The 25,138-nt window shown below is 62.3% G+C and carries 21 protein-coding genes; 10 read left to right on the top strand and 11 right to left on the bottom strand.

Translation table 11 applies throughout. The annotated features are described in order from the left end of the window. Positions 1–45: 45 nt before the first annotated feature. From gndA to R4P70_RS23295, 4 genes are all read right to left on the bottom strand, one after another. A complete protein-coding gene (gene gndA / locus R4P70_RS23280; protein WP_007730904.1) occupies positions 46–1,503 on the bottom strand; it encodes an NADP-dependent phosphogluconate dehydrogenase in 1,458 nt (485 codons plus the stop codon). 217 nt (positions 1,504–1,720) lie between these two features. After that, entirely contained in the window at positions 1,721–3,661 is a 1,941-nt protein-coding gene (locus R4P70_RS23285; RefSeq protein ID WP_317831995.1) for a DEAD/DEAH box helicase, read from the bottom strand. Between the two features lie 261 nt (positions 3,662–3,922). Continuing rightward, positions 3,923–4,876, bottom strand: a complete 954-nt coding sequence (locus tag R4P70_RS23290; protein ID WP_003944922.1) for a M56 family metallopeptidase — start codon at positions 4,874–4,876, stop codon at positions 3,923–3,925. A 25-nt stretch (positions 4,877–4,901) separates the two neighbouring features. After that, entirely contained in the window at positions 4,902–5,315 is a 414-nt protein-coding gene (locus R4P70_RS23295; RefSeq protein WP_003944876.1) for a BlaI/MecI/CopY family transcriptional regulator, read from the bottom strand. Between the two features lie 191 nt (positions 5,316–5,506). Between R4P70_RS23295 and R4P70_RS23300 the strand changes: the two genes are divergently transcribed. Then, on the top strand, positions 5,507–8,080 hold the full coding sequence (locus R4P70_RS23300; RefSeq protein WP_256064519.1) for a bifunctional lysylphosphatidylglycerol flippase/synthetase MprF: 2,574 nt from the start codon (positions 5,507–5,509) through the stop codon (positions 8,078–8,080). 10 nt (positions 8,081–8,090) lie between these two features. On the opposite strand, the gene R4P70_RS23305 is transcribed toward R4P70_RS23300, so the two are convergent. From R4P70_RS23305 to R4P70_RS23315, 3 genes are read right to left on the bottom strand one after another with little or no spacing between them, the layout of a single operon-like run. After that, entirely contained in the window at positions 8,091–8,942 is an 852-nt protein-coding gene (locus R4P70_RS23305) for an ABC transporter ATP-binding protein (RefSeq protein WP_020907760.1), read from the bottom strand. Further along, positions 8,939–10,030 (bottom strand): FecCD family ABC transporter permease, encoded by a 1,092-nt coding sequence (locus tag R4P70_RS23310; protein WP_019748452.1) that lies wholly within the window; start codon positions 10,028–10,030, stop codon positions 8,939–8,941. The genes R4P70_RS23305 and R4P70_RS23310 overlap by 4 nt, the downstream gene beginning before the upstream one ends. Next, positions 10,027–11,487, bottom strand: coding sequence for a FecCD family ABC transporter permease (locus R4P70_RS23315; protein ID WP_019748453.1), 1,461 nt, complete (start codon positions 11,485–11,487; stop codon positions 10,027–10,029). Before R4P70_RS23315 ends, R4P70_RS23310 begins: the two co-directional genes overlap by 4 nt. Positions 11,488–11,689: 202 nt before the next feature. Here R4P70_RS23315 and R4P70_RS23320 point away from each other — a divergent pair, with 202 nt between their 5' ends. Together R4P70_RS23320 and R4P70_RS23325 are read left to right on the top strand one after the other, a co-directional pair. Beyond that, the gene (locus R4P70_RS23320; protein WP_020907762.1) at positions 11,690–12,472 is read left to right on the top strand and encodes a hypothetical protein; all 783 of its coding nucleotides are present in this window, start codon (positions 11,690–11,692) and stop codon (positions 12,470–12,472) included. Positions 12,473–12,708: 236 nt separating this feature from the next. Beyond that, a complete protein-coding gene (locus R4P70_RS23325; RefSeq protein WP_317832001.1) occupies positions 12,709–13,137 on the top strand; it encodes a PaaI family thioesterase in 429 nt (142 codons plus the stop codon). An 87-nt stretch (positions 13,138–13,224) separates the two neighbouring features. On the opposite strand, the gene R4P70_RS23330 is transcribed toward R4P70_RS23325, so the two are convergent. Next, on the bottom strand, positions 13,225–14,640 hold the full coding sequence (locus tag R4P70_RS23330; protein ID WP_317832003.1) for an NAD(P)/FAD-dependent oxidoreductase: 1,416 nt from the start codon (positions 14,638–14,640) through the stop codon (positions 13,225–13,227). A gap of 410 nt (positions 14,641–15,050) precedes the next feature. Here R4P70_RS23330 and R4P70_RS23335 point away from each other — a divergent pair, with 410 nt between their 5' ends. Beyond that, positions 15,051–15,848, top strand: coding sequence for an ArsR/SmtB family transcription factor (locus tag R4P70_RS23335; protein WP_021333468.1), 798 nt, complete (start codon positions 15,051–15,053; stop codon positions 15,846–15,848). A gap of 421 nt (positions 15,849–16,269) precedes the next feature. Here the strand turns inward: R4P70_RS23335 and R4P70_RS23340 are convergent, their stop codons facing one another. Next, positions 16,270–16,572 carry a hypothetical protein gene (locus tag R4P70_RS23340; protein ID WP_029255360.1) on the bottom strand — a complete coding sequence of 101 codons (303 nt, stop codon included), beginning with the start codon at positions 16,570–16,572 and terminating at the stop codon, positions 16,270–16,272. A gap of 58 nt (positions 16,573–16,630) precedes the next feature. Here R4P70_RS23340 and R4P70_RS23345 point away from each other — a divergent pair, with 58 nt between their 5' ends. The 5 genes from R4P70_RS23345 (at position 16,631) to galE (ending at position 22,078) form a co-directional block, all read left to right on the top strand. Next, a complete protein-coding gene (locus tag R4P70_RS23345; protein WP_317832006.1) occupies positions 16,631–18,718 on the top strand; it encodes a glycosyltransferase in 2,088 nt (695 codons plus the stop codon). 61 nt (positions 18,719–18,779) lie between these two features. Next, the gene (locus tag R4P70_RS23350) at positions 18,780–19,052 is read left to right on the top strand and encodes a PqqD family protein (RefSeq protein ID WP_133728061.1); all 273 of its coding nucleotides are present in this window, start codon (positions 18,780–18,782) and stop codon (positions 19,050–19,052) included. A 64-nt stretch (positions 19,053–19,116) separates the two neighbouring features. Further along, positions 19,117–19,938, top strand: coding sequence for a hypothetical protein (locus tag R4P70_RS23355; RefSeq protein WP_029255362.1), 822 nt, complete (start codon positions 19,117–19,119; stop codon positions 19,936–19,938). Then, on the top strand, positions 19,917–21,047 hold the full coding sequence (locus R4P70_RS23360; RefSeq protein ID WP_317832010.1) for a nucleotidyltransferase family protein: 1,131 nt from the start codon (positions 19,917–19,919) through the stop codon (positions 21,045–21,047). Before R4P70_RS23355 ends, R4P70_RS23360 begins: the two co-directional genes overlap by 22 nt. Then, positions 21,044–22,078 carry a UDP-glucose 4-epimerase GalE gene (galE, locus tag R4P70_RS23365; protein WP_019748465.1) on the top strand — a complete coding sequence of 345 codons (1,035 nt, stop codon included), beginning with the start codon at positions 21,044–21,046 and terminating at the stop codon, positions 22,076–22,078. Before R4P70_RS23360 ends, galE begins: the two co-directional genes overlap by 4 nt. Here galE and R4P70_RS23370 read toward each other — a convergent pair. Further along, positions 22,050–23,033, bottom strand: coding sequence for a hypothetical protein (locus R4P70_RS23370; RefSeq protein ID WP_019748466.1), 984 nt, complete (start codon positions 23,031–23,033; stop codon positions 22,050–22,052). The genes galE and R4P70_RS23370 overlap by 29 nt on opposite strands. 477 nt (positions 23,034–23,510) lie before the next feature. On the opposite strand from R4P70_RS23370, the gene R4P70_RS23375 reads away from it, so the two are divergent. After that, on the top strand, positions 23,511–24,644 hold the full coding sequence (locus R4P70_RS23375; RefSeq protein WP_317832013.1) for a GGDEF domain-containing protein: 1,134 nt from the start codon (positions 23,511–23,513) through the stop codon (positions 24,642–24,644). Here the strand turns inward: R4P70_RS23375 and R4P70_RS23380 are convergent. Next, positions 24,633–25,106: a DUF5709 domain-containing protein gene (locus R4P70_RS23380; protein WP_019748468.1), complete on the bottom strand. Its 474-nt coding sequence runs from the start codon at positions 25,104–25,106 to the stop codon at positions 24,633–24,635. The genes R4P70_RS23375 and R4P70_RS23380 overlap by 12 nt on opposite strands. Positions 25,107–25,138: the final 32 nt, after the last annotated feature.

A 25,138-nucleotide genomic window follows, 5' to 3' on the forward strand; every position in this document is an offset into this window, starting at 1 on the left:
TATCGGTAGACGCAGATGACCGCATCTACCGATACCCGCTGTGAATCAGGCCTCGATTTCGCTGCGGTCACCGCTCCACAGTGTGTGGAACTTGCCCGGCTTGTCGATGCGCTCGTAGGTGTGCGCGCCGAAGAAGTCGCGCTGCCCCTGAGTCAGGGCGGCCGGCAGACGCTCCGCGCGGAGACCGTCGTAGTACGAGAGCGAAGACGCGAACGCCGGTACCGGAATGCCGAGCATCGTCGCGGTGGCGACCACACGGCGCCAGCTGTCGATGCCTGCCTCGATGGCCTCGCGGAAGTACGGCGCCAGAATCAAGCTCGGCAGGCTCGGATCCGCGTCGAACGCGTCCTTGATGCGGTTGAGGAACTGCGCACGGATGATGCAGCCACCGCGCCAGATCGTCGCCAGGTCGGCAGGCTTGAGGTTCCAGTCGTACTCGGCGCTGCCGGCAGCGATCTGATCGAAGCCCTGCGCGTACGCCACGATCTTCGACGCGTACAGCGCGGCCTGGATGTCGGCGGCGAACTGCTCGGCGTCAGCAGGCTTGTCGCCGAGAGAGCCGGCGGCCAGACCCTGCGCCTGAGCTGCGGCGCGCTGATTGCGGCTACCGGACAGTGCGCGAGCGAAAACGGCCTCGGCGATACCGGTGACCGGCACGCCCAGATCCAGAGCGGACTTGACCGTCCAGCGGCCCGTGCCCTTCTGCTCGGCAGCGTCGACGATGACGTCGACCAACGGCTTGCCCGTCTCGGCGTCGACCTGGCGGAGCACCTCGGCGGTGATCTCGATCAAGTAGGACTCGAGCGTGCCCTTGTTCCACTCGGTGAAGACGTCTGCGACCTGACCGGCGTCGTAACCGAGTGCGTCGCGGAAGAGGTTGTACGCCTCGCCGATGAGCTGCATGTCGGCGTACTCGATGCCGTTGTGCACCATCTTGACGAAGTGACCGCTGCCGTCGGGGCCGATGTGCGTGCAGCACGGGGTGCCGTCGACGTGAGCGGAGATGGACTCGAGAAGCGGGCCGAGAGCCTCGTAGGACTCCTTCGGGCCGCCGGGCATGATCGACGGACCGTTGAGTGCGCCTTCTTCGCCACCGGAGATACCAGCGCCGACGAAGTGCAGACCGCGGGCGCGGATCGCTGCTTCACGACGGATCGTGTCGGTGTAGAGCGAGTTGCCACCGTCGATGATGATGTCGCCGGGCTCCATGGCGTTCGCGAGCTCTTCGATCACGGCGTCGGTCGGGGCACCGGCCTTGACCATGATCAGGACGCGTCGCGGCTTCTGCAGTGCGGCAACAAACTCCTCGACGGTCTCGGTGCGCACGAAATCGCCCTCGGAACCATGCTCGGCGATCAGGGCATCGGTCTTCGCGATGCTGCGGTTGTGCAGGGCAACGGTGTGACCGTGGCGGGCGAAATTGCGGGCAATATTCGAACCCATGACGGCCAGGCCGGTGACGCCGATCTGAGCTCGGGGTGATTCGGTGCTAGTGGTTGACATACTTACAGCTTTCCCTCTCGGTCCGCGGCTGTGAAATCCTGCGCTGTGCGCAGCCGAAAACGGTGCGGCCGCGACGCGCGTGAACATCAGACCGTGCATACAAAACACGGATGCAGATCACTTTAATTGCAGTGACCTGCATCCGTCTCGATACAGCTTCCGGCACAGCCGGAAGGTTCTCAGTGTTCAGTTGTCGAGCCGCAGCTCAGCGCAGGTATTACCGCTGTTCGCGCTTCGGGCCGTCGAATCCGTCATAGCTACGACGGTCGGTGCGGCTGCGGAAGCCGCCACCGCTGGTCGAGGCTGCACGGTTGTCGCCGCCGTCGCGGTTGCCCTGGTATCCACCGGAAGAGCGGTTGCCCTGATATCCGGTCGAGGGGCGGCTGTCGCGATCGCCGTACGAGCGGTTGTTGTCGCGGTTGCCCTGGTATCCACCACCGGAAGAGCGGTTGCCCTGGTAACCACCGCGGCTCTCGCCGTCACGGCTTCCCTGGTATCCGCCCGAAGAGCGGTTTCCCTGGTAACCCGTCGACGGGCGGCTGTCGCGGTCTCCGTAGGACGGACGGCTGTCACGGTTGCCCTGGTAACCACCGCTGGAGCGATCACCCTGGTATCCACCGGAAGAGCGGTTGCCCTGGTAACCACCGCGGCTCTCGCCGTCACGGCTTCCCTGGTAGCCACCCGAAGAGCGGTTTCCCTGGTATCCGGTCGAGGGGCGGCTGTCGCGGTTGCCCTGGTAACCACCGCTGGAGCGATCACCCTGGTATCCGCCGCGGCTCTCGCCGTCACGGTTGCCCTGGTAGCCACCCGAAGAGCGGTTGCCCTGGTAGCCGCCACGGCTTCCGCCACGATCACCGAAGGAACGCTCGCCACGAGAAGAGCTCTCGCGCAAGGGTTCTCCGGTCGGCTTCTTGGCGCCGGTGATGCGAGCAAGTTCAGCAGAACCCGGGGTGACGGCAACGGCTGCGGCATTGACGCCGGCCATTCCGGTCAGACGCTTGAACTGACGCTTCTGGTTGGGCAGCACGATGGCGACAACGGTGCCCTTCTCGCCGGCGCGAGCGGTACGACCAGCGCGGTGCAGGTAGTCCTTGTGGTCGGCCGGGGGATCGACGTGAACGACGAGGTCGATGCCGTCGACGTGGATACCGCGCGCTGCAACGTCCGTTGCGACGAGGACCGGGGTGCGGCCGTTCTTGAAACGCTCGAGGACGCGGGTGCGCTGGTTCTGTGCCTTGCCGCCGTGAAGCGACTCGGCAGCGATGCCGACGGCGCGGAGGCGATCGGTGATTCCCTCGCAACCGAGCTTGGTGCGGGCGAACATGATGGTGCGTCCGTCGCGGGCACCGATCTCGGCGAGGACGGAATCCTTCTGCCCACGATCGACGAGGAGGACGTAGTGCTCCATCGTGTCGACGCTCGCGCGGCCGTCTTCGGTGGAGTGGGTGACATGGTTGGCCAGGAACTGACGAACCAGCGACTGGACCTCACGGTCGAGGGTTGCCGAGAACAACAGACGCTGTCCGTCTGCGGGGGTCTCGCCGAGGATCGAGCGAACCTCGGGCAGGAAGCCCATGTCCGCCATCTGATCGGCTTCGTCGAGTGCGGTGATTTCCACCGAGTCGAGGATGCAGGTGCCCTGACGCAGGTGATCGCCCAGGCGACCCGGCGTTGCGACGAGGACGTCTACGCCGCGGCGAAGCTGATCGACCTGCTTGGCGAACGGCGTTCCACCGACAGCGGGACGAACCGTGAGTCCGAGTGCGCCGGCGTAGGAGTTGAGGGAGTCGACCACCTGGAAAGCAAGCTCACGGGTGGGGACGAGCACGAGTGCGCGGGGACGCTTGGCGGCCGGGCGATCTTCGTGGCGTGAGAGGCGGGTCAGCATCGGCAGGCCGAAGGCGAGGGTCTTACCCGATCCGGTCTGTGCGCGGCCGAGAACGTTGGTTCCGGCGAGCGCGTCCGGGATGGACTGCGCCTGGATGGGGGACGGGACGGTGATGGAGTTGCGCGCCAATGCGGCAACAAGCTGCTCGGGCAGGCCGATCTCGGCGAAGGTGATACCCGGCTCGGTGGCGACTGCTTCTTCGGCAGCGGGGGTGTTGACGGTGGGGTCTTCGATGTTCTCGGAAGACGACATTTGGACAGCGTTGGTCACGCGGAAACCTCTCCGGACTACGGGCACGTCGCGGAGCGGAAGAAGCCATGCTGAAATACACGACACAGTTCGCAAAGGGACGAGCCAGGGCACATGTCACCTGGCAATCCGAACGCATACTGCGGGGAATTGGGCTGTGTGCCGTTATATGTTGACGGACCACGATGGTGGCCGTGGTCCACTCTACGCCACCGGGGACACCGAAGTCAGGTGGCCCCGCCTGTGACCTGCACTACTACACGGGGTTGCGCAGGTCAAGACTCAGTATGCGTTGAAAAGCAGTCGAAGTTCGGTGAGCCAGGGCACAGCCACCGCAACCGTGGGAACCACGAGAATCGCGACCGCCCCGAGATACGCAAAAACTGCGATGCGGGGATCTGCATCGTCGGCCGAGAGGCGCTGCACTCGGATGAGCGTCGACGGGCCGCCCGCTGCCATCGCTCCGCGGGGTGCCGTCGATCCGGCACACGCGACAAGTGCCCGCGCGAGAGGGGTGGGACCGGTAGCCCGCACAGCTGAATCGTCGGCGAGCAACTCCACCAGCAGTTGTACCGATCCCAGAGCCGACTTACTACGGACGAAACGGGGGAACGCGTGGTTGACGGCCGTGAAAGCCTCGAGGACCAGATCGTGACGAGCTCGCAGGTGCGAACGCTCGTGCGTCAGGATTGCTTTGACCTCGGCATGATCGAGGTTCTGCAGAGTGCCTTGACTGAGTACCACGCGTTGGCGCAGACCTGGCAGGCAGTATGCGATCGGTTCGTCCACGTCCAGCACCCGCAGATCGGGTGTGCGTTCCACCGACGCGGGCATGGCGCAGTCGTCGAGAAGGTCCACCAACACGCGGTGACGTGCACGGCGACGTCGGGTTCTCACAGCGACCTGGATTATCGAGAAGATCAGCTTCGCGCCGATCAGAAGCGTCAGGGCAAAAACAACCACGTACAGAATCCACAGCGGGAGCCCGAGTGCATCGATTTCGGCGGTCGGGGCCGTCGTCGGCCTACCGTCAGCGCCGGGAACGAGCAGCTGGCTGGCAATGGCCAGGCCCGAGCTGAATGCCGACAGCACCGCAGCAATTGCGACGGCTTGCCACAGAACCAACGCCGCGCGTGGAGCGCGGTAAGGCCACGTGGAGCGGCTCAGGAGTGCGGGAACCGGACCGGCCAGCAACAAGGCAAGCAGTCCGAAAACCAGTGCAGTAGTGGCGTTCATGTCCTACACATCATGCACGACGAAATCAGTTCGGCCTAGAAATTCCGGGCTGCGCAGCCTTTTTCGCGGACTCGCGCACCTCGAGGGCAGCGAGCGCTTCGCGGAGAGCATCGGCTTCGTCAGCATTGACCTGTCCCACGAAGTGGACGAGTGCCGCAGCGCGACCGCCGGACTCCGGAGCCTGGGCCAGAGCGTCGACCATCAGGCTCGCGACCAGTTCTTCGCGCTTGTTGACGGGAAGATAGCGATGGGCGCGATCGTCACGCTGCTGAATCACCAGATGCTTCTTCGCCAGGCGCTGCAGAACGGTCATTACCGTCGTGTACGCCAATTCGCGATGTGTCGCGAGTGCTTCATGCACCTGTCGCACAGTTTGCGGTTCCGATGTGGACCACAAATGATCCATCACCGCGCGTTCGAGTTCACCTAGACCTGCCATTCTTCGATTCTACGGACTTCCACGACGAAATACGTACTACTGGTAGTAGTAACCGCCTCGGTGGGGGTGTGGTATTGGCCATAGTGATCTGCGTGACGGTTACGGTGGTGTGAGACGACCAAAGTCCCGACAATGACGATGCCCGATAATTGCAAGCCAACAGTCGATCCGCAGAAAGTAGCCGCACGTAGATGACGATCGACAGTTCGCCGGGCACCGAAGAATCGACATCACGGGCGCGGGTAGTCACGCAGAAAGCTGCCGGCATCATCCGTTTCGGCATTCGCGACGCACCCTTGACGGTCGTCCTACTTCTCACCATGTGGATACTGGGCGCCGTAACCGGCAGCATCGTTCACGGACCGTCCCGCGATCTCGAGCACACGATCGGTGCGGGAATGGGCTCGATCCAGCACGGACATGTCTGGATTCCACTGAGCTCCGCGCTGTGGGCAGGAAACCTGCTCGGGTACATCGGCGCGAGCGTGCTCCTGATTGCGGTCGCTGCACCCCTCGAACGGCGGATGGGAACGATCAAGCTGGCGATCGCCGGCGCAAGCACTCAAATCTTGGGAGTTCTGCTCGGGCTCGGCTGGGCATCCTTCGTGAAAGTGTTCGACTCCAATTGGGGGTTCCGCCTCCATGTCGGCTCCGCTGTCGGCGCGAGCGCGTGGATTGTCGGCGCCGCGATGGCCGCCAGCTCGAACATGGGGACATTGTGGCGTCGCCGCATCCGCGTCGGAACCCTGGCTTTGACCATCACCTTGGCCTTGTTCAGTGGTCAGCTGCAAGATGTCATCCGATTTTTTGCCGCTGTGGTGGGTTTGGTGATCGGACAGTGGATCGTCGGACGATCGGCTCGCGGTGAACGCATCGCCGGGACACAGCGAGAGGGCCGTGTCCTGGTCGCCATCGTCGTCGCGGCAAGTGCGATCGGCCCGATGATCGCCGCGCTGTCCCCACAGGCGGTTGGCCCACTCGCCGTACTCCGCGATCTCTTCCGTGGTGTTCCCTGGACCGTCGCAGAAGTACGTGAGCTGTGCGCCGAATCCGCGTCGGATCCGGACTGCCGACGCGGCCTCCTCGAGCTGAGACTCTCGGGGATCGGGCCGACTCTGCTCTCGTTGATGCCGTCGATTTTTGTGCTGGTGTTGAGCGATGGGCTCCGTCGTGGCCGCAGATTCGCCTGGATTGCGACTGTCTGTGCTCAGGTCGTCTTACTCGTCCTCTCGATCGGGAACTTCGTCATCAGGTTCGTCGACGCAGTCGACAGTGACAGCTTGTTCTACGGAATCAGCGATCCGAACGTGTATCGAACGCTGGTGCCGTTCCTGACACCGCTCTTCGTGCTGATCCTGCTGATCGCCACACGTCGATACTTCGACGTCGCGGCCCCGGCCAAGACGTATCGACGTCTCGGTGCTGCGATCGTGACCTTGCTCGCGGTCCTCGCCGTGATCTACGTCGGCGGCGGAATGCTCGCCAGGCACGGGTTCGACCGCGAGCCCACGGTCACGTTGCTGCTCGCGGACTTCCCACAGCGCCTTGTACCGCCGGTGTACCTGCAGTTGATCGACCCGCGCCTGCTTCCCGTGGACATCGAGTCGACGTTGCTCTTCGAGTGGACCGGCGTCGTGTTCTGGGGCGTTGCCGCCGTGTTGGTATTCGTGAGTTTCCTCAAGCCGGTCAAGACCGCCGATCCCAAAGCCGCCGAACGAGCGCGATCCATGTTGATCGCCGGTACCGGCAGCCCGTTGTCGTGGATGACGACGTGGAAGGGGAACACTTACTGGTTCAGCGCGGACGGTTCGAGTTACGTCGCGTATCGCGTCATCGCCGGCGTTGCTCTCACCACAGGTGATCCGGTCGGTCCTCCAGATCGCATGCGCGCGGCGATCGAGGGGTTCGCCGAGTTCGCGTCGTCGAACGGTTGGATTCCCTGCTTCTATTCCGTGACCGACGACGCCCGAACCATCACCGATTCGATGGGCTGGAGCGGTCTACAGGTCGCCGAGGAAACCGTGCTCGACCTGGGACAAGTCGCGTTCACAGGAAAGCGGTTCCAGGACGTGCGCACAGCACTGAACCGGGCGAAGAAGTCCGGTATCACCGCCGAGTGGCTTTCCTTCCCTCATGCACCTCTCGCGATCAAGGATCAGATGGTCGCGATCTCGGAGGAGTGGGTAGCGGACAAGGGGATGCCCGAGATGGGATTCACCCTCGGCGGACTCGACGAGGTCGACGACGAACAAGTGCGATGCCTGATCGCGGTCGACGAGGATCGCACCGTGCACGGTGTCACGTCGTGGCTACCGGTGTACCGCGACGGCAGAGTCGTCGGGTGGACACTCGACTTCATGAGGCGACGCTCCGAAGGGTTCCGTCCCGCGATGGAGTTCCTCATCGCTTCCGCTGCACTGAAATTGGAGGAGGAGGGCGTCGAGTTCCTCAGTCTGTCCGGTGCACCGCTGGCAACAATCGCCGGTGACTCCGAGAGGAATGCGAACGAACCGGAGGCCACGACTTTCTCGGCGATGATGGACAGCGTGCTCGACCTACTCGGTCGCACCCTTGAACCGGTGTACGGATTTCGATCGCTGCTGGCCTTCAAATCGAAGTTCCAGCCGCGGTACGTGCCGATGCACATGACATTCGCCGATCCAGCCGCGTTGCCGAGCATCGGCAACGCGGTCGGACGGGCATACCTGCCGACCGTGACGATCGGTCAGGGATTCAAACTCGTTCGGACGATTCTGGGTCGCTGATTCGCGATCGTCACGCAGGCTTTGCCGGCCCGCCGACGGCGCCGAACACGTGCCGGGTTCCGATCGGAACGATCAGCGGCCGATCCGAGACGGGATCGTCGATGACCGCGGCTTCGAGACCGAACACCTCGAGCAGAAGTTCCGCGGAAATGATGTCCTTGGGGACACCAGAAGCGACGACGGCGCCGTCGCGCATCACGATCAGATGATCGCTGTATCTGACCGCGAGATTGAGGTCGTGCAGAACCATCACCACGGTGCGCCCCATTTCCTCGTGGAGTTGATCCACCAGGTCGAGGACTTCCATCGAGTGCGCGAGGTCCAGATAGGTAGTCGGTTCGTCGAGAAGCAGGATGTCGGTTCCCTGGGCGAGAGCCATCGAGATCCAGGCTCGCTGACGCTGACCGCCGGACAATTGATCGACGGGCCGATCGGCGAGATCCGAGACACCGGTCAGCTCGAGCGCTTCGGCGACCTCGCCCTCGTCGTCCGCGGACCACTGCCTGATCCACGACTGGTGCGGGTGGCGCCCACGTGAGACCAAATCGGCGACGGTGAGCCCTTCCGGCGCAACCGGAGTCTGGGGGAGCATTCCGAGCACCCGCGCGACTTCCTTGGTCTTCATCGAACTGATCGCCTTGCCGTCGAGGATGACCGATCCACCCTTTGGCTTGAGCAGACGACCGAGCGCGCGCAAGAGCGTCGACTTGCCGCAACCGTTGGGTCCGATGACCGTCGTGATCACGCCGGTGGGGATCTCGAGATCGAGTCCGTCGACGATGATGCGATCCCCGTACCCGAGCGTCAGATTCTGCGCGACGAGACGCGAAGGAGCATCGGTGGACTGGGCGATGGTGGTCATGCTGTGACCTTCCGATTGTTACGAACCAACAGGTAGAGCAGGAACGGGCCGCCCAGTGCGGAAGTCACGATTCCGACGGGGAGTTCCACAGGCAGAATTGTTCGAGCGATGACGTCGCTGCCTACCACCAGTACAGCACCGGTCAGCGCGGAAGCCACGATGGGCGGGCCGGCGGAGCGCACCAGACGCATGGCGACCTGTGGCGCAGCCAGGGCGACAAAGCCGACCGGACCTGCTGCTGCGGTCGCGATGGCGGCCAGTGCCACGGCGGAAAGCAACAACTTGGCCTGTGATGATTGCAAGCGAACACCGAGTGAGGTTGCGTTGTCGTCGCCCAACCGCAGCGCTCCCATGGTGAACGATGCGATCACCGCGTAGCCGCCGACTACTGCGACGGCGATTGCGACCGGCCACATCTGATTCCAGGTGGCACCGTTGAGTGAACCGTTGAGCCAGACCTGTGCGCGAGAAGCGTCGTTGATGTCCGCCGAGATGAGGAGCCATCCCGTCGCTGCCACCAGCATGGCGTTGATGCCGATACCGATCAGGATGAGGCGGAACCCCTCGACGCCCTTGCGCCACGCCAAGGCGTAGATCACCACTGCTGTCAGTAGGCCGCCGCAGAGTGCAGCCAACGGAATCCCCAGTGTGGCAAGCAGTCCCACGAACGAGCCACCCCCGCCGAGTACGATGAGTGCCACTGCGGCGGCACTCGATCCAGCCGTGATTCCGAGGATGTCGGGGCTGGCGAGGGCATTGCGCGCAATCGTCTGGGTGACCGCACCGGCAATGCCGAGTGCCATACCGATGAAGAGCGCGGTGAGCGACCGAGGAAGTCGAAGGTCGAAGACGATCAGGTTCTGTGTCTTGCTGCCATTGCCGAGCAGGACCGAAATGACATCGGGGATCGAGATCGGATAGTCGCCTCGCCCGATGTTGATGCAAAGCAGAAGGAACAGCGCAACTGCGAGGGCAATGCTCACCGACACCGCGAGTGGGCGGTAGACGAGCGAGAATCCACCGAGGCGGATCGACTTACGTGAGGGGACGGTCCGGGGGAGTACCCGGAGTTCCTGCTTGAGCGTCACAGACTTGCCAACTTCCTGCGGCGTACGAGAGCGATGAAGAACGGAGCGCCGAACAGGGCCAAGATGATGCCGACCTGCAACTCACCAGGGCGCACGACCACGCGGCCGATGATGTCCGCGGTGATCAACATGACCGCGCCGAGTAAGCCCGCGTACGGGACCAGCCAGCGGTAGTCGGGTCCGGTGATGGCCCGGGCCACGTGAGGGACCACCAAACCGATGAACGCGATCGGACCACATGCCGCGGTGGCGGCGCCGGTCAGCAGGGTGATCGCGACGATGCCGAGTGTGCGACTGAACGCGATGTTAGTTCCCAGTGCTTTTGCGACGTCTTCACCCAGGCTGAGGACGTTGAGCCCCGGCGTACTTGCCAAGGCGATGACCAATCCGAGTATCAGGAACGGCAGGACCTGCCAGAGGACATCGAACCCGCGACCGGACACCGACCCGACAACCCAGAAACGGTAGGCGTCCAGGCTCGTCTGGTCGAGGATTATCACGGCGTTGGTCATGGCTTGCAGGAAGAATGCGACGGCCGCGCCCGCTAGAGCCAGACTCAGAGGACTTGCGCCGCCGTTTCCGATGGAAGACAAGCCGAAAACGACGATGCTGGCGACGAAGGATCCTGCGAACGCGAACCAGAGGTATTGACTCGGTGCCGTAAAGCCGAAGAGGTAGATCGCCATGACCACGAAGAACGCCGCGCCTGCGTTGAGGCCGAGTAGACCGGCATCCGCCAACGGGTTGCGCGTGTGTCCCTGAATCAAGGCACCGGCGATACCGAGTGCAATTCCGACAACAAGACCCAAAATCGTTCGTGGGGCGCGCAACGTCCGCACGATGATGTCCGTTTGAGTTCCGTCCGAATTGAAGAGCGCGTGGAAGATCTCGGCGAACGTCAGTGGACGAGCACCCACTGCGATACTCGCGAGCATCACAAGCGCGAGCAGCACGGTGAGGACCGCGAGTCCGATCAGGCGGCGCCGGCGAGTTGCACCGACGCTGTTGTCGCGTGCGAGTTCTTCGAAGCCCTCGTCGCGGGCCGTGCTTTCTCGGACCACCTCGATGCCGCTTCGGTCGAACGGTCTGCGCAGAGCCCGGCGGACACCGATGGGCTGTTTGGTGGTCGCGTCACGCGTGACCAGGCCAACCCATCCCTTCCCCGAGGTCCGACCGGTTGCCCCCTCACGGAATCCGAGGTTCCACACAAGGAGACCGACGGCGATGGCTATTGCTGTCCCGCCGAAGACTGCTCGATCGGCCTCGCCGCCACCGTTGTCGTCACGGAGCGACTGGACGATGTACCAGCCGACGATCAACGGAAGTAGGAACACCGCCGCGTCGAAAAGTCCAGCCAGGACACGCATTCGGACAGGAGCGGGGCCGCGCGGCACGATGCGCCGTCCGTACGTCTCGCTGGGTCCTCGGGGATGTCCGTTCCCGAGAGATTTGATCATCGTCACTGGCGGTTCGAGCTCCTGGTCTTGGTGCGCAGGGAATTCGCATCTTAGGTTACGGAACCCTATGCGGGTGCGCTTCCTGCGGGGGACGTTCCTGTGAATATGCGGTGCCCAGCGTCACAGTTCTTTACTCTTGAATTATGGTGAGGCTAACCTACATTAAGAACCACAAGACAACTTCGGCCGATTGGAGTGCACGGTGACCATCACCTTGACCACCCAGCATGCGGATGTTCGTGAATTCGAACTCCGGTCGAACGCATTGAGCCGCACCAGCGTTCGCCTACGAGCACTCAACCCTGACTATCCGCGCGTCTACGCGGTTGCCGCCATGGCGGGCGAAGGTAAACGGCGTTGGTGGCAACTGAGCGAGGGCCTGTGCGGGGATCGGGTGCATCAGATGTTCGCCCGTTCACTTCAAGATCTCGACAGCGCCGAAGCTGCGGCGATCCAGGTTGCAACGTCACTTATTCATGCCGTGGTCGGGAGGGTGGCCGCGTCGATCGTCTCCGAGGGGTCCGCATGGGACCCGGGGCTCGAGAACCTGTTCATCCACATGGACAGCGACGGCGGGATCGACTGGGCCGGCGTGGTCGACGAAACGCTGCGCGTTGCGCCCAACGGACGGGAGTCCGGCAGTGACGGTGTCGTCGACATGCCATGTGAAGAAGCGCTCCTTGTCTGGACCGCGCACCGTTGCCTGACTTCACTCCGAGCGATCTATGACGCCGTCGCCAGGTGTGCGCCCGTCGACCAGTTCAGATTCTGGGGCCTGGTAGGGGAGTCGATCCTGGGTGCAGCGGCCTACGTCCCCATCTTGGCCGGTGAGGGCGAATCGGCCGCTCAGCGTCGAGGGCAGGGACTGCTGGACGCCTTTGTGGCCGCCGGGCTGCCGGTTCGTGCGCGCCGCAAGGTCTCGCTACGCCCTCGTTGGAACCAGTTCGACGAAGGGCTTGCTAAATTAGGTCAGCCTTGCCTATGATTGTGGAAGACCTCGCAGAGAGCTACACGACGCGAGAGTGACGAAACTGCCGGACCGCGCCGGAGTCCTGAGGGCTGCAGAGACTCCCGGTCCTTCCCACGGCGGGTTTCCCATCGAATGATGGGAAACCCGCCGGTTCTTTTTCCAGACCTGATTCCAAGCTCGAGTTACCTCTCGTGTAATCAGGTAGGGAGTGGCAGCCACACCGGCGCCAGAGAATCACAGATGGAGATGGCATGGTCGACACTGCTGAGACCGCAGAGATGATGAAACGGCTCGGGACGGGCTTCGACGCCACCATCGGCCTGGAATACACCGAACTGAGCCCAGACCGCGTGAGGGCGCAATGGACGGTCAAGCCCACGCTGCACCAGCCCGCCGGGATACAACACGGGGGTGTGTACTGCTCGGTGGTGGAGTCTCTCGCCAGCGTCGGCGGCACCGTGTGGCTGGGCGAGCGAGGACACGTAGTCGGAGTCAACAACAACACCGACTTCCTGCGCGCAACGCGGGAGGGCACTCTCACCGCTGAAGCCACCCCGATTCATCGCGGACGCACCCAGCAACTCTGGGAAGTTCGCATCACCGACGAGGACGGCCGACTCGTTTCCAAGGGACAGGTTCGCCTCGCGAACATCACCGAGGTGGCGAAGATCGGAAACTGACCACGCGGCAGTCGATCAAATAACGAAGGGCGGCTGTGGAGTTGAACTCCACAGCCGCCCTGCGTTATTCGCCCAGGTACTGATCGATCAGCCGGCGGCCTTCTGCTGCTTGCCGGCAGCCTTCTTGGCGTCGCCATTCGAAGTGCTGCCGGACTCCGTCGCTTCCTTGTTCTTCTTCTCCAACTCGCCCATCGCGTTTCGCGCGAAGACCTGCTGCTCGGTGGACGCCATCTGAGCACGGCCACGCCCGAAGAACGTCACTGCCCACGACAAGAGCGTCGAGGCGCGTGAACGGAATCCGACGAGGTACAGGAGGTGAATTGCCAACCAGGCAACCCACCCGATGAAGCCGCTGATCTCGAGCTTGCCCACCTTGGCTACCGCGCTGAAGCGCGAGATCGTCGCCATACTGCCCTTGTCGAAGTACTTGAACGGAACTCGTTCCGACGGGGACTTTCCATCCAGTGACGCTTTGATCTGCTTGGCCGCGTACTTGCCGCCCTGCATGGCGACCTGAGCCAGTCCGGGAAGCTTGTCGAGCGACATCATGTCGCCGATGACAAAGACGTTGGGGTGTCCGGGAAGCGACAGGTCAGGATTGACCATCACTCGGCCGGCGCGGTCGGTTTCTCCGCCGCTTTGCTCTGCAAGCTGCTTGCCGAGGGGGCTGGCCTGCACGCCGGCGGACCAGACCTTGCACTGCGACTCGATGCGGCGAAGAGTGCCGTCCTTTTCCTTGATGATCAGACCGTCGTTGTCGACGTCGGTGACCATTGCGTCGAGCTGGATCTCGACGCCGAGCTTCTCGAGCGTCTCGGCAGCCTTGCGGCTGAGCTTCCCGCCGTACACGGGCAACACGGCAGGGGCGCCGTCGAGGAGCACGACGCGCGCTTCACGAGGATCGATCTTGCGGAAGGCGCCGTCCAGCGTTCGACGGGAAAGCTCGGCGATCTGCCCGGCCAATTCCACCCCGGTGGGGCCGGCGCCGACCACGACGAAGGTGAGCAAGCGCGCGCGCTCGGCGGGATCGTCCGACAGTTCGGCCTGTTCGAAGGCCCCGAGGATTCGTCCGCGCAGTTCGAGGGCGTCGTCGATCGTTTTCATTCCGGGGGCGAACTCCGCGAACTGATCGTTGCCGAAGTACGACTGACCGGCACCTGCTGCCACGATCAGACTGTCGAACGGCGTAACCGTGACGCGTTCGAGCAGACGCGAGGTCACGGTCTGATTCTCGAGATCAATGGTCTCGACCTCACCGAGCAACACCTGGGCGTTCTTCTGCTTGCGCAGCACCAGTCTCGTGGCGGGAGCGATGTCACCGACCGAGAGGATGCCGGTCGCAACCTGATAGAGGAGCGGCTGAAACAGATGGTGGGTTGTACGCGCGATCATCGTGATGTCGGCATCGGCTTTTTTGAGAGCCTGAGTGCCGAACAATCCTCCGAAGCCGGAACCGATCACCACTACGCGGTGGCGGTGCGGTTCAACCGACTGGATGCTCATTCCGTACTCCTCGAGTTCTAGGCGACAGTCCTACGGTAGTCCCACCGCGGCCGAGCTTCTCTGCGAGCAGTCCGACGCGCGCCGGTGTGTCCGAATCGATCAAGCAGCCTCCGGCGGCGATCACCCCGAGACGCGTGTGATCGTCGCGCCGGGGGTGTTCACCACTTTGTCGAGGTGTCAGCTACTGGCGGACCGACAAAATGAACAGTGCGATGCACCCGCCGACGAAAACCAGGATCGACAGAGCCACCGAGGCATACCCGACACCCACTCCAATTGCTGCCCAGTCCATGTGCCCAACCTCTCTTACGGTGCGATCCGGGATTCAGATCACATCTGCCTGAAGACATCACACCCTATTTGTCCCCACTTCCGAAACCCGGCACGCCCAACCATTGACATGCAAGCAAATGCTTGCATATCGTGAAGTTGTGAACGACCGGATGAATGCAGCCTTCAAAGCACTTGCCGATCCCACGCGAAGACTTCTGCTGGACCGCCTGTTCGTAGCCAACGGGCAGTCGCTCGGTGAGCTGTGCGAGAGCCTCGAGATGAGTCGCCAAGCTGTCACGCAACACCTCACGGCGCTCGAGGATGCAAATCTGATCAGCACGGTACGGCAGGGGAGAACGAAACTTCACTATCTCAATCCCGTTGCGCTCGAGGAGATTCGAGAGCGATGGATCAACAAGTTCGAGGTACCGCGCCTGCATGCGCTCAGTGCCGTCAAAAAACTCGCGGAGGAAGCCATGACCGACAAGCCCAGTTTTGTATATGTCACCTACATCGCCAGTACGGCCGAGAACGTCTGGAAAGCACTCACGGACGCGGGGGCCACTGCAGAGTATTGGGGACACAGCAACGTCTCCGACTGGCAGCCGGGATCGACGTGGGAGCACCGCCGGATCGACGGTTCGAACATCGCGGATGTAGTCGGCACCGTAGTCGAAAGCAGCCCACCGTCGAGGTTGGTCACCACCTGGGCTGATCCGAACGGTGAACCGGGCGTCGATATCTCGCGGGTGAGTTTCGACATCGAAGCCTTCGGCGCGATCGTGCGATTGACCGTCAAGCACACCGATTTAGCGGACGAATCGGCTCGCATGGAGGTAGCGGGCGGATGGTCGGCGGTGCTGTCGAATCTGAAGTCCTACCTCGAGACCGGAAATACTCTTCCGGTGGCGCCGTGGGAGATGCCGGTTGGTTGACGGTTGTCGACCGGGACAAACGAGTCCCCTGAACAGGAGGAGATCGCCGTACTTCTGTCCGAACAGTCGGCGCAGTCCGGACTCAAATTCGCATACCCGTCAAATATCGGCGCGTTCAGTCTGTAAAGTTGCCGGAAGGATGCTAGCGTTTTGCCCGACATCGAGTGAGGACGACCTCGTCTCGGACGCATGGGAGAAACGCTATGGGCGGCGACGCTTTTCAGAATGTTCCGGTTGATCGACGCAAGTTCGTCAAGACAGTTCTAGCGGCCTCGGCGGTAACTGTTCCGGTCGTGACGTCGATCAGCCTCGGTGGTGCGGCACCGGCCTTCGCGGCCGGTGACACGCCGAACCTCTCCGGAGCTCCTACTCGAGGCCAGCAGAATCCGAATCAACCAGGAGGCGAGCAACCAGGCGGGAATCAGCCCGGTGGTAATACTCCAGGAGGGAACCAGCCGGGCGGAAACGAGCCGGGCAACCCCGGATCGTCGGGAAGTTCGGGATCGTCGGGAAGTTCGGGTAGTTCCGGGAGTTCGGGATCGTCTGGAAGTTCCACAGGTTCCGGATCAACCGGTAGCTCGTCAGGTTCGGGTGGAACGACGACCGCCAAGCCCACCGGGCCGACGGAGCCGACAGAGCCGACCGTCCCAACTGTCCCAACTGTGCCGACCACTCGCACCGAGCCGACGTTCCCAACCAGCCCGACCAAGCCGACAGATCCCACGGAACCTGCATAACCGACGTAATCGATACAACGCCACGGGTTCCCAGGGAGCACACCGATGCCCGAGTTCGACGACGCCCTGCACCGCGCTCTGAAGAGGCTTCAGAGCGCGGTGCCAGTAAAGGTGAAAGAAACTCCGCCGCACGGAGAATCTGCCGACCTCACCATTGCAATCGCGACCTACGACGATTTCGACGGCGCATACTTCACGATCCACTCGATCCTGGTCCATCATCGCGAGATTCTGGACAGAGTCGAATTCGTCTTGTTGGACAACAACCCCGAGGGGTTGCCGGCGCCGATGCTCGAATCGTTTGCCGGTTACATCGATCGGTTCCGCTACATCCCGTTCACCGACGTTCGATCGACTGCGGTGCGGGACGTCCTGTTCCGCAAGGCCACCGGAAAGTATGTCCTGGTCCTCGACTCCCACGTGATCCTGGCACCGGGATCGTTGTCGGCGTTGCTGGCGTATTTCGATGCAAATCCGGAAACTGACGATCTGATCCAGGGACCGATGCTCTCCCAGGATTCCTCGCACATCGCGGCCACCCACATGGACCCCAAGTGGCGCAACGGAATGTTCGGCTCCTGGGGAGTTGATCCGCGAGCGAAGCAACACCCGGACGTGCCTTTCGAGATCATCATGCAGGGCCTCGGCTCATTTGCCTGCAGGCGTGAGGCATGGCCGGGATTGAACTCGCACTTCACCGGATTCGGCGGTGAGGAGGGATACATCCACGAGAAGTTCCGGATCAACGGCGGAAAGGTCGTCTGCCTTCCGACATTTGGTTGGCACCATCGATTCGAGCGCCCGGCGGGTGTCCCGTATCGAATAAATTGGGAAGATCGCGTTCACAATTACCTGCTCGGTTGGAGTGAGGTCGGATGGGATCTCGACTCACTCCATCGTCAGTTCTCCAGGTACCTCGGTGATTCGTATCCCGAGATTCGTCGCCGTGCCGAACTGAGCGTCCAGCGACCCGAGTTGGTCTTCGGCGGGGTGATCGTTCTCAGCGACGACGGCCGAGTAGCTCCGTGGCGTTCATGCCTGGCGGAGGCCGAGTCGATCGAACTGACCGTTCACCGTGCCATTCCGGCGGAGGACGCCGGTCCGGATGGGTGGAGGACGGCCTCAGCGTTCGTCGCCGGACTCGACAAGGCGATTCTGCTGGGCTGGAAGTCGGTGGTCTTCCTGGACGAGGCTCGCGTGATCGAACCCGCGGTTATGTACAAGCTGCGGAACATAACAGACGACCTCCCCGCCGAAGCCGATGCGGCCGTCATCCACGCACACGGCGAAGACCTGGTCGGGGCTGCACTGATTGTTCGCGCCGCGGCATACCGAACCTTGCGAGACGAACTCTCTCGGGGCATGGACGGACCCGTGCGGTCCGACTTTTCACTGGCGACCTATCTGCTCGAGCGGGGCGCAGTCGACGTTGTGCTCGATCGCCCACTGTCGCCTGCCCGAGTAGGGGGAGAACCCACCCCGGCTGTCGAGGATTCGAAGTCGGACCTCGGTGTTGTCGTCGTGAATCTTGACCTCGATATCGACAGATGGAAGGCGTCCTGGCATCGATTCATTCGCTTACCGCGCGTAACAGCGGTGGAGAGAGAATCAGCTTTCGAGGACGTGATGAATCAGGAAGCGGCCTTTGCCGTCTCGTGGCGTCGCGCGGTTTCTCGGGCGACCGAGAAGAGCTGGGATTCGGTCCTCATTGCAGCTGACGACGTGAGTTTGCTGGATGCGGCTGCGTCGATCCTGGACCACGCACGTGAAGACCTCGATCACCGCGATTGGGATGTCGTCCAACTCGGACACGACGCGAAATCGGCCGACGGAGCGCTGATCGACGGTTCGGCGCTCTTGCGCACCAGTCCGGAGAACCGTGGAGTTCACGCCGTCCTCGTTCATTCGCGCGCCTTCGAACGAATTCTGGACGCGATTGCGGATCCGGAGGTAGACCCCGAAGCATTCGAAAAATGGGCGGGCCACTACCAAACTTTGGGCAACTACCTGGTGGATGCGAACGCCGGGGGAGCGCTCACGTGTCTGACGCTCGCACCCGGCATCGCCTCCACACGCAGCCTGATTCGTTCGGGCGCAATCGAATCCGAATACTCACGACGCTTCTCGCTCTGACACCACCCCAAACGCAAATAGCTCAACACGAATATCGGACTGGTTGGAACAAGGAGATATCTTGACGGAACTACTCGAAGACGCGAGGCCTCAGCGCTCACAGACGGTGGAGAGCAATGATCTCACCGACGGTGTCGTGCTGTACGACAGTTCCAGCGAGGTTGCCCATCACCTCAACCCCATCGCGACTTTGGTGTGGGAACTGTGTGACGGCCGGACCGTCAGTGACATCGTCCAGGCGGTGTCGGAGGTACTCGAGATCCCTGACCATGACGCGGAGTCGGTGGTCAGCGAGACCTATGGACAGCTGAGCGCCTCGCGTCTGCTGGTGTGAGAATCCCGTGACAGGCAGCCACGTACCACAATTCCGAACGCACTACCTATGGGTTGATGCGATCGTGCGCGGCCCTGCCATACCCGAACTCGGTGTCATCGAGCATCGAATTGCCAGCCCCTGGCCTGCGGACCACAACATCGAAGTTCGGATTCAGCGGAATCGATCGACGTTCGGTCGCTGGGACGCCACCATCGACTCGACCATCGGAGGCAGAAAGGAACCGCTGATCGGTCTCGACGGACTCCACCTCGCGGAGAACGTTTACCGCACTGTGCACCGGGATGTCATGACGGCCGCAGATACCGAACTGTGGACACGCCTGCATGCCGCTCTGGTCGACTGCAACGGTGTGAGAGTGGCGATCGCCGGGCACTCCGGGGCGGGTAAAACCACCTTGGCGCTTGCCCTTGCCTTACGGGGTGCACAACTGCGAGCTGACGAAGGGGTCTTCATTCGCGGTACCGAAGCTGTGGGCTTGCCGCGCCGGGTTCACCTGAAAGCCGGTACGTTCGACGTTCTCCCGGACATCAAGGCGCACGATTCGCTGTATCTCCCGTATACCCCTTCGGTGTGGGCACTGGACCCGTCGACATTGCCCGCTACTCCCAACGTCGATTCGGCGGTTCGCGGAATCGATCTGGTGCTGATTCTCGATAAATGGGACGGGGGTCCTACTCGTGTCGCGCCGATGCCCGCACCCCAGGCGATACAGTCGCTGGCCGAGCAATCCGCTCTGTGGTCCGACAATCACGGACTGACCCTGAGAAACATCGCTGCCCTGCTCTCGAATGCCCCGTGCTACAGAATGATCCGGCACCACGGCGACACCGGCGCCGACACCGTGGAGGAACTGGTGGCGTCATGCGTGACACCCGGTACCTGATTTCGATGTTGGAAGCCGAGCACGGGGCCGACGTCATCCGTTCGTGTTCGCAGCAAGATTGGCCGCGAGTCATCGACGCCGCTGCCAGGCACAAGGTGCTGCCGCTGCTGGCCGCCCGCGCAGTCGATGCCGGCTTCGCATCGGTCCTGCCGGCGAGTTTCGCCGATATGCTGTCGGATTCCGCAGCTAGCGCGTCGAGTCCGGAATTGACGCTGAGCCTTGTCCATCACCGAAACGCACTTCGTATCGCGGACCTCGATGCGCAGCGCGTAGAACTGCAAGAGTTGTTACACAGCAGCGGATTTCCGACTGTCGCACTGAAAGGTGCTGCCCTTCTCGAGCGAAGAATCTGGCCGAACCCGGCGGCACGACGGATGACGGACATCGACCTCTTGGTCGTAGATCCCGCACACGCCGTTCCAGCCAACGACGCGATCATCGACTTCGGCTATCGAATGGTTCGCCCGGACGAGGTGGCAGGGGATTCCATCGATCACGACGATCATCAGGAACCAGCGCTCCTTCGCGACGACCGTCACGGCTCCGTCGAAATCCATTCACACTTGCTTCCGCGGTTCGCCCGTCACGCGTTGACCCGCGAGTCCGCGGTCCGAGGACTCAGCGCGGAGACCGAAGGATCCAGACTTGCCCTTGCCGATGTCACGCTTCATGTCATCGCTCACGCGCGGCTTGCCGATCGCGCCTTGATTCGCGCTGATCTGGCGTTGAACAGCGTCTTCGACGTGGGGTACCTGTTCGACTCCGAGCCGTCACTCCCGGCGATGCTCGCGCGACGCCGATTGCCGCGCGATGTCCGTCGCGCGGTGAACGTCCACTGGGCTGCGGTGGAATCGATCTTCGGAGTGAATACCGGGGTGACGACTACGTCGGCGCGTTGGTGGTGGCAATGCACGCTGTGGTTGGCCGATCGCCCACGTCTGCACTCGCTCTACCGCGATCTGGTCATGGTGCCGCTCTTTCTCGACCGTGATCGGCTTTCCATCCGGGACGGGCGCGACCTACGTGGATGGGACTTGGCACGCTCACGCGTATCCCACTTCGTCCGTCGTGCGAGGGCTGCCGTCGAAGATGCCGGGGGAGCAGCGTGAAAGTACTGATCACCGGCGGAGCGGGATTCATCGGAAGCACCGTGGCGTCGAAGTGCGTCGACGCCGGGATCGATGTCGTGATTCTCGACAACCTGCTGACCGGCCGTGCCGAATTTGCGCACAGATTCCCGTTCTACTGCGGCGACATCGCGGACGAGAAACTGCTCGACAGGATATTCGCAGATCATCCCGATATCGTTGCCACAGTTCACTGTGCGGCCTTGATCGTGGTCGGAGATTCCGTGAGTAGCCCGGCGCGGTACTACGAGAACAACGTATCCAAGTCACTGACACTGGTATCGAGTGTCCTTCGGAACGGCTGTGAGCGCTTCTTGTTCAGTTCCTCTGCTGCGGTGTACGCGCCGAGCGACGGTGGGTGTGTCGACGAACATTGGCGGATCGCACCGCAGAGTCCCTACGCGCACAGCAAGGCTCAGTTCGAAACGATGCTTGACGACATCGTGGCGGCCACAGGATTATCGGCAATATCTCTACGCTACTTCAACCCTGTCGGGGCAGATCCGGAATTGCGAAGCGGACCAGCGTCGGCGCGCCCGACCCACGCACTCGGAAAGCTGTTCGAATCATATTCGACAGGAACGCCTTTCAGGGTTACGGGGACGGATTGGCCGACGCGCGACGGATCGGGAGTGCGTGACTACGTTCATGTCTGGGACCTTGCAGACGCTCATGTTCGAGCACTCGAAAGGTTCGACCGGGTCACCGCTGATTCATCACGCATGACTGTGGTCAACTTGGGCAGCGGGCGGGGGACGACGGTGTGGGAATTGGTACACACATTCGAGAACGTGCTCGGCGAAGACGTCGACGTGGTCGCTGCCGACCGACGCACCGGTGACACTGCCGGTGCCTATGCGTCGAACGATCGTGCGTTACGACTACTCGGGTGGGTTCCGACGTTCACCCTGGAACAGGGGATCGAGGACACTGCACGGTGGCTGGCCGTACGGGCGCACCGGCTGAATTCTGCGCCGCTGAGCGTCAGCTTGGTGGCTCGCCCTCGACGGTGATGTTGTTGCTTCGTAGCCAGAATGTGGCGTCCGGATCCCACCCGGCGAGCACGGTGGCCCCCGAGTTGGCCGACAACGGGATCGCGATGCCTGGCGTGGTCAGATAGGCCATCAAGGTCAAGTGGATGGCGTCGTAATCTGCGGCGACCGAAACCCAGTCCGGAATGAACCAGTCACGGTATTCACCGGTCGTGTCGTACCAAACGAAGCGACGTGAAGCGGGCACTGGCAGGGGATAGGTATCGACCAGATTCGCCCAGTCCTGCGGACCGGTGATCTCGTAGATGCGGGGCGCGCCGTAGATCCTTACCGGCTGCACCCGCGCCTCGTTCGAGGAGCTGTCTTCTTCGAGAAACACCCCGAGGGCCCCGATACCGTCGCGGGCCCTGGTTGTTTCGGTTGTGCCGTTGGCAAAAGGGGTAGACCACCATTCGCCTCCGATGTTACGGTCCGGATCTTCGATCTGGTATTCCAGAAACCGGCGTTCGGTATCGAGTGCCTCATCGCGCCACTGTTCGAGGCCGTCCTTCGTGGGGTAAATCCGCAGGGGTAGGCCCGACCAGCCGTAAATGGGGTTTCGCTTTTCAACCAGATTCTGGTTCAGGCGGTCGATCGGCTCGGTCCACCAGGCGGCGTGTGGCGAGTCGAGTAGTGCTCCGGCAATCGGTCGCAGCGCCGCTGCGACATCCGGCCGGACGAAGATCAGGTCTTCTTCGTCCGGCGGCTCCCAGTAGCGTGCGCAATCTACGGCATACGCAAGACAGTGCAGAATCTCGAGTTCGGACATCTCGGCGATTGCCCGGATATCAACAGCGCCGAGAACTTCGAGCGCATGTTCCGGCGATTGAGGCCAGTGTCCACCGGAGTTGCTTGCGCTGGCGCGGCACGCGTGCCCGACGTTCGCACAGAAGCGACGGCCACGTGGTGAACCGAGGACGAGTGCAACGGAATCCATGTGGGTAAAGCTAGCGGTCAGGCTGACGGGGGACGTTCGAATACCCGTTACTTGACATAATGTAGATTATCGGCAAATTGTCGACCTGGCGATATCGGCTCATGATCCGTTTCCTGCGTCGTCGATCCGTAGATGTATCTGTCGACCATTCGCGTGCTTCCGCCCTGGACCGCTGGACGCATTGTGTGAGCTGATCATCTTGGCATGCCCGTCGTCGGACAATCAATCGTCGATCGCCGTCCGACACCGAGCAACCCTGCCGCTCAGGTGTCCAGGCCGCGCGGCAGGCCGCCTGACGCGGGTTGATGTTGATGGATGAGTCTCGCCCACTCCCAGCCACCCCGCCCTAATTCGTCACTGTGACGTATTGGGGACGACAGGCTGCCGAGCGGGTGCAGTTCCATTGTCATCGCCACGGACTACTATCGCCGCATGTGTTTTATTTCGACCGGCCGCTTCGAATGATCAGTGGCCGCGATGAGTGACACACCCAAGGCCGTGCACCGCTGGCTTGCAGTGCCAGACCAGTTCGACCGATTCACGCGATTCTTGCGCGACAACGGAATTCTGATGCCGACTCGGATAGGCATCGGCATATTGGTTTTCCTCCTGGGAGTCACGATTCTGCTGAAGCGACTGGGCACCCATTCGGCACAGACCATCGGATTTCCGTTGGACGTCGTCATCGCAGTGCTCGTGATGATCGGCGGAACAGCGCTGCCGTTCACTGCGACGACCCGGGAACGGTCGTACCTTTTTGTCATCGCGGGCGACCTCGCTGTTGCGGTGATCGTGCTGGCGGAGACCAATCCGGATCAAAGGCTGCTGGGGTGCCTCGTCTTCGGACTCGTCGGCTCGTACATAGCGTTCTTTCACAATCTTCGAGCGCAGCTGTGGCACCTGCTGTTTTCCGGGGCGGTCATCGTTATCGCCAGCATTGGCGTGTTCACCGATGTACCTTCCGGCCTCTCAGACGTCCTGGGACGCATTGCCTTTGCCATCCCTGTCATCACCGTCATACCGGTGGTCACGCAGATTGCTCTGGCGCTCCTGAGCAACGACGCTCAAAGCTCCGAACTCGATCCGTTGACGGACCTGCTGAATCGGCGCGGACTCTCACGGCGGACTTCCGAACTCCTGCAAGCGAAATCCAGCCTCGACCAGTCCTTGCTGGTGGTGGTGATCGACATCGACAATTTCAAACACTTCAACGACACCTACGGTCACGACGTCGGCGACCGCGTCATCCTGCGCACGGCGTATCGACTCCACGACTGGGCCAGATCGGACGCAGCGATCGCTCGTATCGGCGGTGACGAGTTCGTCGTCGTTCAGATCATGCCGTTGCCGTACGTCGGCGACTTGCTCGCACGGATCGCCCCCATCATGAACTCCCCTACGGGCGAACCACTCTCGACGACAAGCATCGGCATAGCCATACACAACGGCGGCTGGCCAGACGTGCAAGCAGCAGAAAGCGGCGTTCACGATCTACATCGCCTAGCCGATTCGGCGATGTACGAAAGCAAGAGGATGGGTGGAAATCACGTCCACTCCATCGTTCTCACCGATCAACAGGCGCAACAGTCAGGCGGTCGGTCAGTCGTCTGATTCTTCGATCAGATGCATCGCGGCTTCCTCCGCCGACGCTGCGCCGCCGTCGATTCCGACGTCTCCGGCAATGAGTTCGCTTTCCTCGTCCTCGTATCGGCCCTCGTCTTCGGCAACGAGACGCCCGACGCGGCGATTTCCGACTTCGTCACCGTTCGGGAATTCTTCTTCCCGTTCGAATTCGTCGGCATCTGCCGGATCCTTCAGGGGATCTCCCAGTGACGCGTACGGATCCGGTTCTTCCTCGGCCAGGCGCTCGTCGAGGGTCTCCCCCGCCGATTCTTCACTGCCGGTCAACCCGTGGGCGTCCAGGCCCAATGGGCGTTCCGGTGGTGAGATTCCCTCGTCGAGAATGTCGTCCACGCCTCGATCGATCAGGGTGTCTTCGGGTTGAAGCTGGTCGTCGGGATCGAGACTGTAATCGCCATTGCCGGCCGCGCCGGTGTCATCCGTGTCGCTCATACGATCAACGATGCCACGGGCACACCGAGTTG

Source organism: Rhodococcus sp. IEGM 1241 (assembly GCF_033142365.1).
Classification (GTDB): Bacteria; Actinomycetota; Actinomycetes; order Mycobacteriales; family Mycobacteriaceae; genus Rhodococcus_F; species Rhodococcus_F erythropolis.

Bases quoted from the DNA above. Each gene is read 5' to 3' on its own strand.
- R4P70_RS23325 (WP_317832001.1), top strand. From the start codon at position 12,709: ATGGTCGACACTGCTGAGACCGCAGAGATGATGAAACGGCTCGGGACG.
- R4P70_RS23360 (WP_317832010.1), top strand. From the start codon at position 19,917: ATGCGTGACACCCGGTACCTGATTTCGATGTTGGAAGCCGAGCACGGG.
- R4P70_RS23335 (WP_021333468.1), top strand. From the start codon at position 15,051: ATGCTTGCATATCGTGAAGTTGTGAACGACCGGATGAATGCAGCCTTC.
- R4P70_RS23305 (WP_020907760.1), bottom strand. From the start codon at position 8,942: ATGACCACCATCGCCCAGTCCACCGATGCTCCTTCGCGTCTCGTCGCG.
- R4P70_RS23375 (WP_317832013.1), top strand. From the start codon at position 23,511: ATGAGTGACACACCCAAGGCCGTGCACCGCTGGCTTGCAGTGCCAGAC.
- R4P70_RS23345 (WP_317832006.1), top strand. From the start codon at position 16,631: ATGCCCGAGTTCGACGACGCCCTGCACCGCGCTCTGAAGAGGCTTCAG.
- R4P70_RS23290 (WP_003944922.1), bottom strand. From the start codon at position 4,876: ATGAACGCCACTACTGCACTGGTTTTCGGACTGCTTGCCTTGTTGCTG.
- R4P70_RS23380 (WP_019748468.1), bottom strand. From the start codon at position 25,106: ATGAGCGACACGGATGACACCGGCGCGGCCGGCAATGGCGATTACAGT.
- R4P70_RS23330 (WP_317832003.1), bottom strand. From the start codon at position 14,640: ATGAGCATCCAGTCGGTTGAACCGCACCGCCACCGCGTAGTGGTGATC.
- R4P70_RS23315 (WP_019748453.1), bottom strand. From the start codon at position 11,487: ATGATCAAATCTCTCGGGAACGGACATCCCCGAGGACCCAGCGAGACG.
- R4P70_RS23370 (WP_019748466.1), bottom strand. From the start codon at position 23,033: ATGGATTCCGTTGCACTCGTCCTCGGTTCACCACGTGGCCGTCGCTTC.
- R4P70_RS23300 (WP_256064519.1), top strand. From the start codon at position 5,507: ATGACGATCGACAGTTCGCCGGGCACCGAAGAATCGACATCACGGGCG.
- gndA (WP_007730904.1), bottom strand. From the start codon at position 1,503: ATGTCAACCACTAGCACCGAATCACCCCGAGCTCAGATCGGCGTCACC.
- R4P70_RS23295 (WP_003944876.1), bottom strand. From the start codon at position 5,315: ATGGCAGGTCTAGGTGAACTCGAACGCGCGGTGATGGATCATTTGTGG.